We start from the raw sequence: 17622 nt of genomic DNA, 5'->3' as shown, positions 1-17622 counted from the left end.
TCATATGATTTAGAGGCAATTTTAATACAAACCATCCGCGTAATTAATGAGATTTTTTTGAGTTATGAATTTACTTGAAACTGCATTGATGACACAGTCTAGCGTTAAGTGATTGTCTTTGGTATTTAGATGATTGGTTGAGGGAGTGGCACAAAATCCCTTGATTTGAGAAATGATCTTTAGTGCGTCTTTCTTAGCTAATGCAATATTGGTATCACCCATTAATAGCGTATCTGTTTTTTGTGCTTGCTCGGACATGTATTGAGCTAAAGACGCAGACTGATTGTAATCACCATGAATATTGAGTAAATGGATAGACTGAGCATTTCTCAGAGAATAAAGCGTGTAATCAGCGCCGCGCTCATTTAGGATAGGAGTAATTTCTTTCAGTAGTGTTGTGGGTATCTAATTTACATAAATGCATGTTTATGACTGGCACACATTCAATCAATTCTCTTAATGTTGATAAATCCATCGCGGCCTCATTATTAGCTAATGGTATTGCATGAATTGTACCTTGCAAAAAGCAGGCAAAAAACAACAAAATCCATTGATGCATTATTCATCGCATTGATTGTCCTCTATAGATATGCTCGGATTGTAAAAGTGTGGTATTGATAAATTGTAAACAATTAACCAGGTTATCTAGGAATAAGCAATAATTTTAGGAACATGATTTTGATCAAGGAATATATGAAGCGTAAATTTGTTAGGTCTTGATCCAACCTACTTGCCTCCATGCAGCTCGATAACATCAGTGATGAGGTAATTCGACTCCTATGCCCTCTTTTTGTACTAGAAGAGAATGTCTGATATAATAAATATTAACCAATTTGTTTTTTATATGGTTAATGTGTGTCATTATGAAAGAAAAAATACCCCAAGATATTTCTTTAAAAGAAGAAAATACGGTTGGGTCAGATATTATTATTGGTGATGTCCATGGAAATGCGCACTGTTTCAAACAAAATTTAGAGTCTCTTTCAAAAACAGATCGCTTGTTTATTGTTGGCGATTTAACAGATAGAGGCCATAACAGTCGAGAAGTAATTAAACAAATATTGAGACATAAAGAACAAGTATTTTCTATTCGCGGTAATCACGAGGATATATGTTTGGCAGCGATAAATGCCTTAGAACGATTAACTCAAGAAAAGAGTAGCTTTATTTCTAATGATACTCATCCATTAAGAAATTATATAAAATCCGGTGAAAAATCTTTACGTAAACTGACTCTATTATTGAAAAGTTTGGATGATTCGTCTGCCTATGAACGTGAATATAAAGCTTTAGGCACTACCATTATTAATGGTGGGGGGTGGCTGATTAAATTATTTCTAAGAGAATTGGAGAATAAGAGTATTCAATGTCAATCGGGAACAATTCAATATCAAGAGTCCAGTGAAATAAAATCCATTAAAAAATTTATGGAACATTTACCTTACGTTATTCATGTTAAAGGGAAAAAGCCATTTAATATTGTGCATGCAGATATGCCCTTTGAGGATGTAGAACTTTATAAGCGAATTGCTAAGAATAACATGATATTAACAGATAGAGAAAAATACTATGCTACCTGGGCGCGTCAAGATGCGCCCAAATTGGAATTGAAAATTAGAACTAAAAAAAGACATAAAGAATCTATCCCATGCTATGTTGGTCATACTCCAATAGTGAAAGAGGAAGATATACCTATTGTGCGTTATGATTCAAATACGGTTAATCTAGATGTAGCCACCTATGCACTTAATATGAGTCTTGCTGTGAACCATACCAAGGGATCCTCAGCATATATTGGAAAGAAAGACAAGTTAAATAAATCTCTGTTAGAAAAACAAAGAGAATTAAACCAACATTTACAAAATAACCCTTATAATCCTTCGTTATATAAACTGGAGCGTGTAAAATTATCTGAAGAAAAAGAAAATGCGAATCCTTCAGCAAAACGCAAACATGAAAAGCAAGTTTCATTTAACTTTGATTCATTTTGGAAACCTCATTATGAGCGAATAAATGAGGATGACCGACAAGATACTTATCTTAACCGGGATGAAGATAATAATTTAAAGCCCAAATAATAAAGCACGGCAGGAATAATAGGTTTTTATGCCTCATTCGGAGCACCGCACTTACCCGCAAAGCAGTCTCATAAAAAGCTTCATTTTGGTATTCTGCTGGACAATACTTATAGAGTGTTTGCTCAGAAACTCGTCTATACTTGAATAAAACTTCATTTTCATAGTGCTAATAACATGACAAAAACAAAGGAAGATTATTTAGCTAAAAATCGTAGTTATGATGAAATTCGTCATACGGGTGCGATAGGTAATCTAAATGAAGGAATTGAAATAATACTGCATCATATTCCAACAAGATTGATTGCATGGCCTGGCAATGGCTTCCAAACAGAAAGCATACATGTATCAACACTTTCTCCTGGTATGGAATCCCCAATGTATAATTATCCGATTTCCGAGGAAGCCTTCTTATGTGTTCAAGGTAAAGGTGAGGTATATCTTCGGGGAAAATGGGTAAGCATTGAACCTGGTGATATGGCATATTTTCCAGAAAATGTTACCCATGCTTTGCGTAATCCTACCAGTAATAAGGAAGATTTTATTTTGGTTAACTCTATTACTCCTCCTTTAGTAAGCTTATATGAAGAGGCAGGTTTTTATATTCGGGGAATGGGTTCTATCGATTTTGATGCAGCAGAGGCGGCAAAAAAAACAATAAGCCATGGAAACATTTCCCCTGTTAACTACCTTCGTTACAGGGAAACTCACTCAGAGATACGCGCTTGGAATTTAAAGTCACCGGATATTCGTCGTCATGGTGCTTTATTCAATGTATTCAGAGGAGCTGAATTTGATGCTAATGGAAGCCCCATGCGATTTATTTTGTGGCCAGGCCATGGAGTTCGTCAATGTGGTTTCCATTTAACTCGCTGTGCTCCTGGCGACTGTTTTGCTGCACATACGCATCCCATTTCGGATGAATGTGTTCCTGTCTGGGCTGGCTCTGCCCGAGGACATCTGGATGGCCACTGGTTTGAAATGGGGATTCACGAATGTCTGCTGGCACCTTGTGGTGTTCATCATGGCGGACCTTTAAATATAAAAACTAAAGTTGGTGGTGATTTGGTCCAGGACAGAGATACCCTCTGGGGAGGATTTGCATCGCCACCTCAAGGTGATTTGTATTTGAAAGGCGGGTATATTAACAATCAGCTGATTTCAGATCCTCCTTCCGTACGATTTACCAATATTGAACCATTAGATTGATAAAAAAGGGTTTAGGTCCTCAGAGTAAATAGGATAATCAGAGGTGAGATTACAAAATGTTAATTATTATGTTTTCAATCAATCTTTAAATTATGAATATGTTACATTGTTTAAAAAGCTTTCTTGCTGTTGTGGATTATAAAAATTTTTCCGCTGCGGCAAGAAATCTCCACATATCTCCATCTAAGATAAGTAAACAAATTACATGGTTAGAAGAGGAGCTAAAAATAAAGTTATTGGTGCGCTCCACTACAAATTTAATTTTAACAGAGAAAGGTTATTATCTCTATAAACAAACATTAATTCTTTTTGAGCAATTAGGAAAAATCAAAGCCATAGGAACTACTGAAAAATTAGAACTAAAAGGTTCTCTTAGAATATACTTTACTGTTACCCCCATGATCCCTTACTTAACTTCGTTAAGTATTCAGTTTATGAAAACTCATCCTAAATTAGAAATAAATATCGATACTGGCTATCAAGCTATAGATGTTTACTCCTCCGAATTCGATCTCGCTATGTCCTTCGATAGAATTAATAATCAAAGACTGGGATGTGCTAAACTGTTCTCCGTTCAGCGTAAAATTTTTGCTTCTCCCAACTATTTAAAAGAGCATGGCATTCCTGAAACATTACAGGACATAGAACATCATCATTGTTTGATTAATACATTATACGGTTTACACAATAAATGGATTTTCAAAAAGAACGTTATTTCTGTGGCGGGCAATTTTAAAAGTAATAGCGCCGACTTATTAAAACAAGCGGCAATAAACGGAATGGGACTTATCTGGGTACCTTATTTTTCGGTACGTACAGAAGTAGATACAGGACTATTAGTGCCCGTATTACCCGAGGAAACCTCACCTGAGATAGCTCTTTATGCTATTTATCCAAAACATCTGGCTTATGAAGAGAAAATACGTCAATTATTGAATTATTTTTATGAACAAGCATTGGCTGATGGAATCGCTAATAATTAAAAACGAGCCCAAATTGTAGCGTGCACATTTAAGTGGAGACTTTTAATTTATTCATTTTAAACTATTGTTCCCGATCTCATAGGGATTGCGATAAACCTCTTGATGTAGCTGAATCTTTTTTCCATTTTAGAAATTATTACTTTCCTAATTACTGTATTCCCCAGTTTTTGCAATAGTATTAAAATTGATCAGGTTAGGCAAGTAAATGGCAAGATGCATCATTGCTACTTACCCATTGGCTAATGAACATTTTGTAATACGATTTCGGAGATTAATTTTATGAAGGCGAAACAAGAGCGAAACGTACCTAGCTCGGTTAAGAAAATTACTATTTTAGATTTTGATCAAACAGTCAGTATCCAACACACTTTCAGTGACCATTGCTTAGAAAATCATCAAAATCAAGCAGCGACTGACATTTATCAGCTTGGAAAAAATCATGCGCTCCAAAATGTAAAAATGGGTGTTGAGGCTGTGTTAAAGCATAATGATGATGAGTTAACTGCGATTGCGACCTATCATAATAACCCTGCCTACATTGCCGGCTATATTTCTCGTATTTTGGGTAAGGAGCTTGTTTTTCAGGAAACATTATATTCAGCTCAGCCAACCACGGCCATTAACGTATATACGGTCGCTGGCATAGAAAGACCTTTCTTAATTTCTTATCTTCCCGATTTAGGAGCTGCCTTCCCAACAAAGATAAGCCAATTGGCAGGTAAAAATAACCAAATTAATTTTTTAACCCAAGTACTGAATAACAAAGGTCAAATTGATACCAATAATTGTATGATTAACTTTTATGATGACACTCAGAAAAACTACACGCATGCGAAAGAATTACCAAAAGTGAACTCTTTTTGGGTTCAAGGAAATAACAGTACCCTTTCTCTTCAAGAGCAACATCTTTGTGCAGGACAGGCTTTGGGAAACGTTGCTCAGCACAACAAAGCACCTCAAGTATCTGCTGGTGCTGATCCTTCGAGGCAATCTGTTGCGATAGTTAATCCGAATTTGATGACTATGCCGACCAGAAATCCAGTCGTTTCCCATCCACCGCTATTATCTCTGAATAATAATTCTGCGTATGGATACGCGACTGGACGCGATGACTCTCGCCACTATGTTAATCTGACTCCAAATAACAATTCCCAGCCTGCTGTTACTTCGCCTTTTGCGAATCCTTCGATGCCATCTTATGGATATGCGACTGGGCGCGATGACTCTCGCCACTATGTGAATGTGGCTCCAAATAACAATTCCCAGCCTGCTGTTACTTCGCCTTTTGCGAATCCTTCGATGCCATCTTATGGATATGCGACTGGGCGCGATGACTCTCGCCACTATGTGAATGTGGCGCCAAATAACAATCCTCAGCCTGCTGTTACTTCACCTTTTGCTAATCCTTCGATGCCATCTTATGGATATGCGACTGGGCGCGATGACTCTCGCCACTATGTGAATGTGGCGCCAAATAACAATCCTCAGCCTGCTGTTACTTCACCTTTTGCTAATCCTTCGATGCCATCTTATGGATATGCGACTGGGCGCGATGACTCTCGCCACTATGTGAATGTGGCGCCAAATAACAATCCTCAGCCTGCTGTTACTTCGCCTTTTGCGAATCCTTCGATGCCATCTGGATACGCCACTGGGCGCGATGACTCTCGCCACTATGTGAATGTGACGCCAAATAACAATTCCCAGCCTGCTGTTACTTCGCCTTTTGCGAATCCTTCGATGCCATCTGGATACGCCACTGGGCGCGATGACTCTCGTCACTATGTGAATGTAGCTCCAAATAACAATCAAAATCCCACTGCTTACTCCTCACAAGCGGCAGTATCTCTGAATAATTATCCTCCATATGGCTATGTCACTGGGCGGGATGCATATCCTAACTATTATATAAATGTAGCTCCAAGTAACAGCCCAAAACCAGCTGTGATTTCACCGGTCCTCCCAACAGAGGTAATTGCAACACAGGGTATTGATTTAAGTGGTGTTCGAGTACATGAAAAAAGACGTACTAGCGACAATGTCTCTTGCACAGAAATCTCTTGTCCTAAAGATGACCAAGCAAATTTTATTATGATGGAATTGAAGGGGAAAGGTATTAACGTTCTCCAGGCCTATACGTATAATAATTTTTGTCGCATTAAAATTGCTAGTAATTTAAATGTTACTGCATTTATTAATAATCTTGTTCATAATCATAGTCGAACATCGAATAATAATAGGGTTGTTAGTGGGGGCGATTTTTTCAACACAACCAATCGCAACAATACTCCACCGTTAGAAGGAATTGTGAATCCATTAAGATATAGAAATTAATATACACTGTGCTTTCTTGCTTTGAGCAGGAAAGTACACTTCCATTATCTGTTAGTATTATATACCTTTTCATAGGACAGCCGTGATGAAAAATCGATTGTTGTCCCTGTGCTGAAAATTCACTGATTTTTGGGCTCTTTATTTAGCAGACGCTTAAAAGTATCTATACAGACGGGTTTGTTTCCTCTGGTTTGAAAATAACTAAGCGGTGTAAGGAGTGCTATATTTATGTTTAAAGCCGGACATAAAGTCACCCATTTTGCAAAACATTGTTCATCAATTTCATATTTGCCATATCCTGATTGAGAGTTCCCCAGTTTGCAATAAGCAATAGAAGCCATAGCACTTTCAAAGGTTGAAGTTTCATTGGTCCAAATATATTGATTATCAACACTAAACAAAAATCGGGTACCACAATACAAAAGTGCCATCTTTAAACCATTTTGGTATCTTTCATTAAACTCAGTTTTATAAATATCTTCTTGATGAATGCGTCCATCTTCTTGGGTTAATCGTCCTTGAGCAAAATCCTGGTAAAGCCAAATCAATCTGCGAATAGCAATACTGGAATTTAAAACTACTCTTTCAGGGGTTACCTCACCATATTTCCCTTCTAGAAAATCTTTGTTATGTCCCCCATAGGCTAATTTAAAAGCAACAAACAAGCGATCTGCTGAGAGTTGAGTGAGTCCAAAGTTAGTTTGGTAATTAAATTTAATTCCATTTTGCATGGTTAGCTTTAATAAATTTCGCCAACGTTGCAAGTTTGTATTCGGTTTACTTGTAGATATTGAATGGCCACTCATGTCTGTGACGTTCGTTGGATCACCGCTGCTTTCTTTTAGAATCATGGCAAGAACATGAGCATATTTGAGTATCATTTTTTCTTTAAAATAATGATGTTGCGCATTCGCCATATGTTGATAAATTACAAAGTTTTGAAAAACAACCATCCTGAGATTGTAGTCTATTGCATTACACTTTTTATCTTGCTCTTCTGCCATCACATTAGCAACATGCCTAGTTAGGTTTTCAACCTGCTCTTCATTGGGCAAGCCAATAATATCAGGAAGCCAACCGCTATCCACAAGCTCTTTTGCTCCTAGCAACTGGGAATGACTCACCACAGGCTGCGAGGCATCTTTTCCAAAGATTGGATAGGCTAACGTTATCAATAAAGATAAAAAAACACCCTGTCTTTTCAAATTCATAGCAGTACCTTCTTTATTGAGTATAGCGCATATGAGTTTGGAGATAAGAAAACAACATGGTTTTGTTTTCTTGACATATAGAATTCAAGTTGATTTAATTTACATTAAGGAAATCGTTAGGGGTTGGTACTCTTTAAGTCATCCTGGCCAACCCTGTCTTTAAAAGATTTTTGGTGATGGCTTTTATTGTTTTCACAATAGGAGCCATTATCATGCATCAATACGAATATTCTCCGTATATTTTAAGTCTAAAAGAAGGGGATAACTTATTTAAAAGTATCATAAATTATGCAACTCATGTTCATTTAAAATCTGCAAGTATCAGCGGTATTGGTGCTTTATCCAATGTCACTATGGGCTTTTATCATCGTGATACCAACCAACATACCAAGAAATTGTTTCCGGAAACTTATGAAATTGCATCCTTGACTGGCAATGTAACCTTAGCTGACGAGGGCTGGTTTGTACATATTCATGCAGCTTTAGGTGGCGATAATTTTCATCTTTTTGGCGGTCATCTCATTAACGCGGAAGCGAGCGCATCAACAGAAATTGTAATTTTTCCTTTAAATTACACGGTTATGCGAGAAAAACATCCTGACTTAGACATAAAAATCATATCTCCGTTTCTAAATATTTAGAATAGAGGTGAACGATGAAAATTATCACCACTTACCATGCGTTAAAAGAGTATAATCTTGCTGAGCTCCAATCTGATTTAAACCAGGCAATCTGCAGTTATAACCAAAATGGTATAATTGTTCTTAAAGATTATATTAATCAGACAGAACTAACTCATTTATTCAGTGAAATTGAACTTATACAACACGATGCAGAAGTAGATATTGCTCAAAATTGGAAGAATGAAATTGTCTGTTTTTATTCTAAAAATCCTTTGCAACAAGAATTAGAACCTAAAGAATATGTTACTGAGCCTTACTTTCAAGCATCCAATCAAAAGGGACATGTATTTTATGAAGTGATAGATAATGTCAGAGTAGTTAATAGGATTGGACATGGGATGCATCTCATAGAAAAATACTCAATGATGCAACAGACAGTTTATCGGAACCCTATGCTGATGATGATTTTGAAAGGTATAGGATATAGAAGGCCAATTTGTCATCTGAGTGTCTATATTCCTAAGTACTCTCATGGTTTCGGTAGTGAAGTACGGCCGCATCAGGAATCAACGTTTGCTTACACTGAGCCTGCTTCAGTAATTGTTTTATGGTTGGCCTTGGAAGATGCATGCATAGAAAATGCCTGCATGTATGGAATTATTGGCAGTAATCATTGGCCTTTGAAATGGGTTTCACAGGTGAATCATCAAAATAAAACCAGACAATTTGAATTGCTCAATGATGTTTCTATTCCTGATTTTATCACAGAAAACTATTATTATACGCCCTTAGAAGTCAAAGCTGGGGATGCGTTATTATTTCATGGTAATTTTATCCATTGCAGCCCAGTAAATTACTCCAACTGTTCACGCAAAGCCTTATCTTTTCAGTTCATTGAAACTTTAGGGGTTAATTATCCTAATAGCAATTGGTTGCAACATCCCAATCAGCATTATTTATATTGAATAACGGATAAGGAAAATCAAATGTCTATGTATGATAGCAGTGAGTTCTTCAAAACCTATTTCGCTAATGCTAGTGAGAAATCTTTACTTATTGACTTAATGCGTACTCGATTTTCTCCATACTCGCATCAGCTAAATATTTTGGATTTAGGTTGCCATGACGGCGCATTAATAAAAAAAATAATTGATGCTTATGCCAGTAGAATGCCCTCAAAAGTCACTATAACTGGTGTAGAGCCAAGTTTAGATGCTTTATTAGAGTATTCAAAAAATAAGTTTATCATTCCTGTGCACACGAATACCTTTGTCGGCACTGCCGAAAGCTATTTTTTAAAACATCCAAGTGATGAATATTTTGATTGGGTTATCGCTTCCCAATGCCTTTATTGGTCTTTGGATTTACCCTATATGGTTAGTAAAATAGCAGAATGTGGGGAGTCAGGCTTAATTGTATTAAGAGGACGTCGTGGAATTTATGAAATTCAATCACACTTCAAGGCATATATAGGAAATCAAAATGAGCAATTTTATACTGCAGACGATATAGAATCCGCTTTGCTTAATTTGCATATCCCTTTTGAGAAAGAAATTAAAACAACATTTATCCAATTACCTCCTCAAGGTAGTATGGAAATGAAAGGGTTAATCAACTTTTTTTTACAACAGGACGAAAAAGATAGAGACAATGATATTTGGCAGGAAGTTGAATCTTGGATCTTCGCAAAAACTGCAGAAAAAATTGCACATGATGTTAGTTTTTTTTGGTTAGGACAGGCAATGCTCAACAGGTAAGTTAGGCATCACAACACTTCAAAAAGGTCAAATGGGGGCCCTAAGAGGCCCCTTTTAGTGCATAATTTTAAGAATAAGAATAATGCCTCTGAACTGCTTGTTGTTCTAAAGAGGAGGAAACAGTGGTTGATGATGCGAATAAGCTCTCGCGGGAGTTTCCAATTGATACTTGAGAGGAAATAAATGACGGTAGAATCGCTTTAACAGCGCTATCATTAAAGATTCCAGAAGCGACTTTATTGCCTTTATAGTCGTTTACTTCTTTAATATCCTCATTGTTTACAGCTCTTACCAGCTCAGAAGTTGTAAATACATAATATCCCGGACGCTCGCTATAGCGACCCACAGTGTGTTTAAACATAGTCATCAGTTCGCCATAGGATTTGATGTCATTTAATCGGGCTAGTGCTTGGGCAATAGTTTTAGCTCCAAAAACTACAGTTGGCTTAATTAATAGAGTATTTTCATCCGCTTGGCTTAATGTTGCAATCAAGTCAGCTCGTGCTGCAGCTTGAGATTCCCAGTAAGCTAAAAATGCATCATCTTTGGGTGCATTTCGTGTATGCGGGAATAAAAAGTTGCCGATTTGATTCCAGAATGCAGCTGTGGGGTTCATTTGCATTTGTGCGGCTTCCAGCTCCTCTAGCGTGACGGTTTTACAAACAGCAGTGAATGTCACATAAGCATATTTTCCAGGTTTATAAGCGAGATAGCTTTTATCATCTTGAAGAGTAAGTGCGTGTTGTTTGCCATTCACGCTAAGCTGATACCCAGTTTCTTGAGAGTAGGTTACTTTGAAGACACCAAAGGTTTCTTCTTCCATTTCTTCTGCGAGTTGTGCTAGGAATGGTGCATTTTTATTTTCAACGGTGCCACCATTAACTGTTAGTACTGAACCACCACGAGGACCAGCGAAGACATAATGTTCACCATTGATCTTGAAGACAACCTGTAAACCAGTTCCATCTGGAACAATACCTAACTCAGCAGCATTTTGATCATAATACGCTTGAGGAGTTATTACAGGGCTAAGGGTGATTACTTTTTCAGTCATTAGATTACTCACTTCGTTAAAACGTGTAACCTCAAAGCTAATTGACGTTACTACATCGAGAAAAATTCTGCGAAAAATTATATCATAGATGAGTTGAAAAAATAGTGCACTTTGATACCATACAGACCTTATTCATTGAGCTGACAATAATGCAGGAACGTGTTGATAAGTTACAAAAAAATACCCATAGAGATTTAGTAGGCTTATTACAAACTGGCAAAGCAATACTTATTCTGGATAATGATGGCACTATTTTCAATTCCCAACCCTCCGAGGCGTGGAGAATAAGAACAATTTTATCTAACCTGGGTGAAACTCAACTTCCCACAATGGAAGAGCTTCTTGAAATTGGTTATGGTAAAAAAACATGGGCAGATGGACTGCTTCAATCCTTAAAAGAGCAATACCCCTTTCTTTCTGCAGACAATCTGGAAAAACTGAAGCGCAAATTGGAAAGCGGACCTGTTGATGAGCTCATTGTGCGTATGGGGCACAAGATGCTCCCTATCTCGGGGGCAGTGTGTTTTTTACTAGAAATGAATAAAAAAGGGCATAAGCTTGCAATTTGTAGTGATAATTATTCGGATACCGTAGCTGAGGCTATTAATTATCATATTCGCGGTGTGCATTGTCAGTTGCCAGATAATCGGGAACCTCACGAGCATGCAGTGAAAAAAACGATACAATCTGGAGATTATATCATTACTTTAAATGACACCATGGGTGTTAATCTTAAAGGCAAACATAAGCCAGATCCCACTAAATTATTAATTCAGCAATTTAAAGCATTAATGGACTTAAATGTAGTTAAAGCAACGCAATTCGAGGAGTTCATTGCTAATCCCGAATTTAGACGAGGATTGAAATCACATGTAAATTATCGACAAACGGTATATATTGGTGATGATGTTAACGATTACTTAGCTGCAGCGAATGCAAATTTTGATTATTTTATTGCCTCGACCAAGAGTGGCAAGTGTAATGAGGCTCAATTTTTCTCTAAAATTGACTCTAATCGGTTCGATATTGATGTGATAATGGTTGATAATTTACAAATGCTTAATGAGTGGATTAATACTGTATCCAGCAATGTAACCATGGAGATTACTCCCAACAAAAAAGTAACTGACTCAAAAGTGGGAACAAATTCGCATGCGTTTTTTGATGCAAACTCTCATGTAAGCCCCTCCTCAACCGCTCAAGCTTTTTTGCCTACTCATAGTTTTTAAGAAAGTGTTGATCACAAATCAATGGGTATGATGTGAGCGAAAAAACGAGCTTGGCATTAAAACTACATGCAGCCCCTTATCAAGAACAAAGATCAGTTAAAATAATTGGAGTTATTTATTAACCATTGCATTTTCTTCTTTTTTAGCCTCAGATCATAAGTATCAAGTAAGTCTATGTATTGCAGCTAAAGCATCGCCAGTAGTAAAATATATAAACAAGTTTCATAAGATTAATGATTTACGAGTTATACTTATATAAAGAATTTGTTTTATCTCGGAATACGTTTTTCAAAAGAGATTACAGAAATTGAAGCAATTGAAAGTCCGATCAATTGCAACGCAAGCTTGAAAAACAAAAATAAGCGATCCGGACCCCACTTGTTGTGTCTTTTTGAGATACGTAGACCATGAAGATTGAGTGTCAACAAACCTTAATCTAAAATTAAAACAATTAGGAGCTAAGGTATATGAATTTTTCATCATCTATTGAAGAAATTGCAGAATATATTGGTGAAAAAGTATATTTGAGAGGGTTTCCAATTGTAGAAGCGGATGGGGCGCAACTTTTAGACCGTGATAGAATTATGCCTAATAGCCCTGATAGGGTCACCCATGGTTTTGATAATGCTAATCGTTCTGCAGCATTACTTCCTTATATTATTGATATATTAAATCGGAACCAGACTGAACTTCCTGAACATTTACAAAAACAATTAGCTGAATTAACTCCTGAACATATTAAAGCGTTGCAAATAGTCGCTTTAATGCGAGCAAGTGGGCGCCACTACCATCCTAACATCACTCCCCATTATTGGAATAACCCTGATTATGGTAGTGGTTCTCTTTATGCAAAATATGGGGAGCAGGAGTGCTTGGCTATGTTAAAGGAATTAAATGTTCCTGCTGCTTTAGATCACCAAAAATTAGCTTTTGCAGTGCTAGGTAATGAATTTGTTACCAGTTTGCATGCAAATTCAAGCGATGAAAGGGCAAAGAATGTTCACCATAAAGGTAAAGATGATTTATACAGTCTATTAATTAATGTGTTGAATGTTTTAGAAACGACAAGAGATCGTAAAGACAAGGTAGTCCAATTAGAATGGATGCCTTTGTTTAATCAGCTCGGTAAAAATGGGCAGAAAGAATTCATTGATTTGGCAAAAACACACATTGAATCTATTAGAGAGCTTCAAGAGTTTTTATGGACCACTACAAAAGTAGGCGATCAAATCATTGCAGCTCCAGATATGGTCAAAGGTAAAAGTTATAATGGTAAAAAATGTACGGCCCAAAAAATGTTTGATCTAATGACTGATGCTCATGGAAATAGAGCAAAAATAGAAAAAAACACACAAAATTCATTAGAAAGTGCAAGAGTTGCCGTTCAATATTGGAAAGACACGTTGAACGAAGAGAGTAAAAATAATAAGGATGATTCGTCGCCGCAAAACTCAATTAGATAATCAATCTTGTAAGGAGATTTCAATGAAAAAGAAACTATTTCCTATTTTAATCTCTGTTCCTCTTATCACGATGATATCAGCAGGAGCTATGGCGCTTGAGGCGAAACAAAATAATCAGGTGCCAAATAGTAATGCTCCATTATCTTTGGATCCATTTGCTAACGATCCATTTTTTCAATCGCCGAATGATGTTCTGAAACAAATGGACAAAATGCAACAAGCTATGGATCAATTTATTAAAAGTCAATTTTCACAAATGCAGAATAATCTTATAAATCAGCCCAATCAGAATTTCTTTGGTAGTACAAGTAATATTCAAATTAAAGAGAATAAAAATGAGATTGTTTATAAAATAAAATTACCCCAAGGTGCTGATAGTAAAATTGACGTGTCCGTTAAAGAGGGACAATTAATAGTTAGCTCAAATGTAACGCAAAAAATTACTCGTGAATATGATAGCAATAAAAGCGTAAGTTATTCTCAGAGCAATTACAGTCAAGCATTCCATTTACCTCCGGGGTATGATCCAAATTCTATGACCACCAAAATGAAGGATGCAAATTTAATTGTCACTTTTTTTAAAAAATCACCTTTGCCATCTTCCACGCTTTAAAGGGCTGAGATTCTAAAATTTACAATACGAGTATTTTGGGTTTTATAGTAACGCCAGTTTTTATGGCGTTACTATATGATACTAAGGTCCTTTATTCCAAAAATGTCACCTTATGGATCCCAATTTATTTTTAAGATTTATCACTTGCTAATCCATTAAATTGTCCCCCAAGTACGGAAGAATCAATAGAAACAGGGCTCCATGATTTTCCAGCATCAGAAGTTATATAAAGACTAGGGCGGACTAAGGGTGTAGAAGTTAAATTCGCTTCACCTCCACCAATCATACAAGTAGTAGAGGAACCTAAACCAGCACAATGAGCAACGGATAGAAATCCATTGTAGGTACTTGGGGTTATTAAACTCCAAAGTATAGGGGAGCTATTAGCAAGACCTAAATAAATATACGAAGGATAATTTCCTGTATATACTCCGGCTGAGGCACACACGGCTTGAGAAGCATCACCGGTACAACTTGTTTGATAAAGTATACTATTGCCTTGTGCAGGTACAGTTAATGGTTGCTGCTGAGTCCAGGTTTGACCAGCATTCTCGGTAGAATACATAAGCGCATATCCAGTATTAACATCCTGGCCTGATGCTGTGCATATCGTTTTTGCTCCAATTCCAGAACAATTGGCGCCATTAAAATAAGCATTATCCGATACTGAAGAAGTGTCGACTGTATTCCAGTTTATTCCTCCATTTTGACTTAAATAAATTAATGGGTTACCTGATCCATAATCTTGTCCTGTAGCGATACACACTGCACTTGATCCATTACCAGAACAACCTGCTGCATTAAGAACTTGGTTCGTAATTCCTGTATTTACTTGAGTCCAAGTTTGGCCTCCATCATGACTTTCCATTAATAAAGAGGGCCAGCTAGGAATAGAGAAGTTTTGACCTGCGGCAACACAAACAGCCGTATCACCAGCACCAGTGCAGCTACTGCCACTTAAAAAGACTTTTGTCAGTGAACTGTCAGTACCTATAAGATTCCAGGAAGTGCCACCATTGCGAGTTACATAAATAATTGGAGCTCCTGAGCCGCTAATAGACGTAGTTCCGAAATTACCCACAGCGGCACAAATGCTTGTTTTCCCCGATCCAGTACAACTCACATAAGTAAATAAACCTTGAGCAGTTATGCCTGTTTGGACCTGGCTCCAATTCCATGATAGGTTGGTTGTTGGAGTTCCCAAATACAATAAAGGCACATTTCCCTTATTATCAATTCCTGCTGCAGCACAAACTGAATCCATACCTGAGCCAGTACAGCTTATAGAGTTAAAGGTCCCAGCTTTGCTGGGTAGATCAATAATATTCCAAGAAGAGCCATTGTTTGTGCTTTGATAAATCAAAGGTGAGGGTATTATATCTCCAGCAGCAGAACACACTAGTGAGTCTCCTATCCCTACACAAGAAACAGCAGCAAAGGATCCAGCAGCGTTTTCTATAGGTTCAACGGACCATGAGGCACCACCGTCCTTACTTATATAGAGCAAAGAACTACCTTGAGTGATATTTTGACCCGCTGCAATGCAGGTAGCAGTAGTAGCACTTCCCGTACAACTAACCGCATTAAAAGTACTGTTTGTGGTGGTAGTTGTTTTTTTGTTCCAATTAAGCCCCGTTGCATTAATTGTACTTGTATATACAAGTGGTAATGAAGCTGAATTATCACGTCCTACAGCAACACATAAAGCAGTATTATATGAAGTGCCTATACTACAACTTACATTATTAAATACACTATTGTTTTCTGGAAAAGACTGGGTAGTCCAGTTTTGTCCACCATCAATACTTGCATACAATAAAGCTGTTTTGGTCGCTAGATTCTGTCCTGCAGCAACACAAATCCCTAAACTCTTATCACCCACACAACTAATTTTGTTGAACTGGCTATTAGCGGGTGTGGATTTATTCATCCAGGTTTGGCCTCCATCACGGCTTACATAAAGTGCTGCGGGCCCCGATCCTGATATTTGCAGACCTGTTGCTACACATAAAGCATTATTACCGGACCCTGAACAACTTGAACCCAAAAGATTAAATCCTGTTGCTGCTACTGGCACTGGCTCCCAAGTGACTCCTCCATCGCTACTTACATATAAAATGGAGTTCGGAGAGGGGTTAATCAATGATTGTCCAGCCGCAATGCAAATAGCACTGTTACCAGATCCTGTACAACTTGTGGTGTTAAATCTACCACGAGCATGAGGAATATTGGCCGTATTCCATGTGGTTCCTCCATCATGGCTAACACTAATCAGTAAGTTTTGTTGGCTATCTTGTCCCACTGCGGTACATACGGTGCTTCCTAATGAACCAGAGCAACTAGTTCCATAATAGAGTGCTGCATTACTTATGCCCGAAGATGCTTGCGACCACGTAGCCCCTCCATTTTGACTAACAAATACAATCCCTGATCCAATACCATAATAATTTCCTACAGCGGTACAAATGGCCGAAGAACCAGTGCCTGAGCAACTAGTACTCGTCAAAGTATATCCATTACCAATAGGAAAATTCCAATTTCCACTGGAGCCTTCTTTAACTGCTAACATCCCTGAATTTAAATTGCTAAGAAAGTTTCCCGCTCCTACTTTTATTTTGGCATTCGCTGTTTTCTTTATAATGAGCTGGTTATCGGCACTTGGTTGATAACATTGATTAGGATTTCCTCTTTCACATAATACAGGTCCGCCAATAATGTTTCCCGTTAACAGGCTGCCATCAATTGTTAAGGTTAAAGTACAGGATTGACGACTTGGTAATGGCTCAGTGCATCCTGTAGATTGAACTCCGTCGATTGGTTTCATCCGTAAAGTAAGTGCTCTCTTTTTTGACTGATTGGTAATAGCATATTGAACTATGGCAGTATTGTTACTGGGGAGAGAAATGTTCGTTTTGGTTAACGGATTAAAGGTCCATACGGGAATTCCCGCATAAATTGGGCTAATTATAAATAATCCACTAGCCCCTATCAGTAGAAAGTTTTTTATATAATTCCCATTCATTCTAATATATCCTTATGCTAGGTAAAAACTCCATTAATGTAAAAATAAT

15 protein-coding genes are annotated in these 17622 nt (G+C 37.4%); 10 read left to right on the top strand and 5 right to left on the bottom strand.

Features of this window, described 5'->3' with window-relative positions; all coding sequences use genetic code 11:
• Positions 1-21 precede the first annotated feature (21 nt).
• Entirely contained in the window at positions 22-258 is a 237-nt protein-coding gene (locus DYH34_RS16280; protein ID WP_058463668.1) for a hypothetical protein, read from the bottom strand.
• 103 nt (positions 259-361) lie between these two features.
• Positions 362-559: a hypothetical protein gene (locus DYH34_RS16275; RefSeq protein ID WP_058463669.1), complete on the bottom strand. Its 198-nt coding sequence runs from the start codon at positions 557-559 to the stop codon at positions 362-364.
• A 304-nt stretch (positions 560-863) separates the two neighbouring features.
• On the opposite strand from DYH34_RS16275, the gene DYH34_RS16270 reads away from it, so the two are divergent.
• The 4 genes from DYH34_RS16270 to DYH34_RS16255 all read left to right on the top strand — a co-directional run bounded on the left by DYH34_RS16270 (position 864) and on the right by DYH34_RS16255 (position 6601).
• Positions 864-2078: a metallophosphoesterase gene (locus tag DYH34_RS16270; protein ID WP_058463670.1), complete on the top strand. Its 1215-nt coding sequence runs from the start codon at positions 864-866 to the stop codon at positions 2076-2078.
• Positions 2079-2252: 174 nt separating this feature from the next.
• Positions 2253-3284: a cupin domain-containing protein gene (locus DYH34_RS16265; RefSeq protein WP_058463671.1), complete on the top strand. Its 1032-nt coding sequence runs from the start codon at positions 2253-2255 to the stop codon at positions 3282-3284.
• A gap of 92 nt (positions 3285-3376) precedes the next feature.
• Complete coding sequence (locus DYH34_RS16260; RefSeq protein ID WP_058463672.1) at positions 3377-4267, top strand: LysR family transcriptional regulator; 891 nt, start codon at positions 3377-3379, stop codon at positions 4265-4267.
• A 279-nt stretch (positions 4268-4546) separates the two neighbouring features.
• Entirely contained in the window at positions 4547-6601 is a 2055-nt protein-coding gene (locus DYH34_RS16255) for a hypothetical protein (protein ID WP_115342638.1), read from the top strand.
• Between the two features lie 119 nt (positions 6602-6720).
• Here the strand turns inward: DYH34_RS16255 and DYH34_RS16250 are convergent, their stop codons facing one another.
• A complete protein-coding gene (locus tag DYH34_RS16250; RefSeq protein ID WP_058463674.1) occupies positions 6721-7812 on the bottom strand; it encodes a hypothetical protein in 1092 nt (363 codons plus the stop codon).
• 212 nt (positions 7813-8024) lie between these two features.
• Between DYH34_RS16250 and DYH34_RS16245 the strand changes: the two genes are divergently transcribed.
• The 3 genes from DYH34_RS16245 to DYH34_RS16235 are packed head-to-tail and all read left to right on the top strand — an operon-like array spanning position 8025 to position 10192.
• Positions 8025-8453: a PPC domain-containing DNA-binding protein gene (locus tag DYH34_RS16245; RefSeq protein ID WP_058463675.1), complete on the top strand. Its 429-nt coding sequence runs from the start codon at positions 8025-8027 to the stop codon at positions 8451-8453.
• 14 nt (positions 8454-8467) lie between these two features.
• A complete protein-coding gene (locus DYH34_RS16240) occupies positions 8468-9400 on the top strand; it encodes a phytanoyl-CoA dioxygenase family protein (protein WP_058463676.1) in 933 nt (310 codons plus the stop codon).
• Between the two features lie 21 nt (positions 9401-9421).
• Positions 9422-10192, top strand: coding sequence for a class I SAM-dependent methyltransferase (locus DYH34_RS16235; protein WP_058463677.1), 771 nt, complete (start codon positions 9422-9424; stop codon positions 10190-10192).
• A 67-nt stretch (positions 10193-10259) separates the two neighbouring features.
• On the opposite strand, the gene DYH34_RS16230 is transcribed toward DYH34_RS16235, so the two are convergent.
• Positions 10260-11246, bottom strand: coding sequence for a hypothetical protein (locus tag DYH34_RS16230; protein WP_058463678.1), 987 nt, complete (start codon positions 11244-11246; stop codon positions 10260-10262).
• 149 nt (positions 11247-11395) lie between these two features.
• Here DYH34_RS16230 and DYH34_RS16225 point away from each other — a divergent pair, with 149 nt between their 5' ends.
• The 3 genes from DYH34_RS16225 to DYH34_RS16215 all read left to right on the top strand — a co-directional run bounded on the left by DYH34_RS16225 (position 11396) and on the right by DYH34_RS16215 (position 14551).
• Positions 11396-12475, top strand: a complete 1080-nt coding sequence (locus tag DYH34_RS16225; RefSeq protein WP_058463679.1) for an HAD family hydrolase — start codon at positions 11396-11398, stop codon at positions 12473-12475.
• Between the two features lie 467 nt (positions 12476-12942).
• Positions 12943-13938, top strand: a complete 996-nt coding sequence (locus DYH34_RS16220) for a SidE phosphodiesterase domain-containing protein (protein WP_058463680.1) — start codon at positions 12943-12945, stop codon at positions 13936-13938.
• A gap of 22 nt (positions 13939-13960) precedes the next feature.
• The gene (locus DYH34_RS16215; RefSeq protein WP_058463681.1) at positions 13961-14551 is read left to right on the top strand and encodes an Hsp20/alpha crystallin family protein; all 591 of its coding nucleotides are present in this window, start codon (positions 13961-13963) and stop codon (positions 14549-14551) included.
• A gap of 130 nt (positions 14552-14681) precedes the next feature.
• On the opposite strand, the gene DYH34_RS16210 is transcribed toward DYH34_RS16215, so the two are convergent.
• Positions 14682-17573, bottom strand: coding sequence for a VPS10 domain-containing protein (locus tag DYH34_RS16210; protein WP_058463682.1), 2892 nt, complete (start codon positions 17571-17573; stop codon positions 14682-14684).
• Positions 17574-17622: the final 49 nt, after the last annotated feature.

Origin of the sequence: Legionella cincinnatiensis (assembly GCF_900452415.1) — a bacterium.
GTDB classification, from domain to species: domain Bacteria; phylum Pseudomonadota; class Gammaproteobacteria; order Legionellales; family Legionellaceae; genus Legionella; species Legionella cincinnatiensis.
The sequence above is the reverse complement of the archived record's forward strand: the minus strand, read 5'-3'. Positions and strand labels throughout refer to the sequence as shown.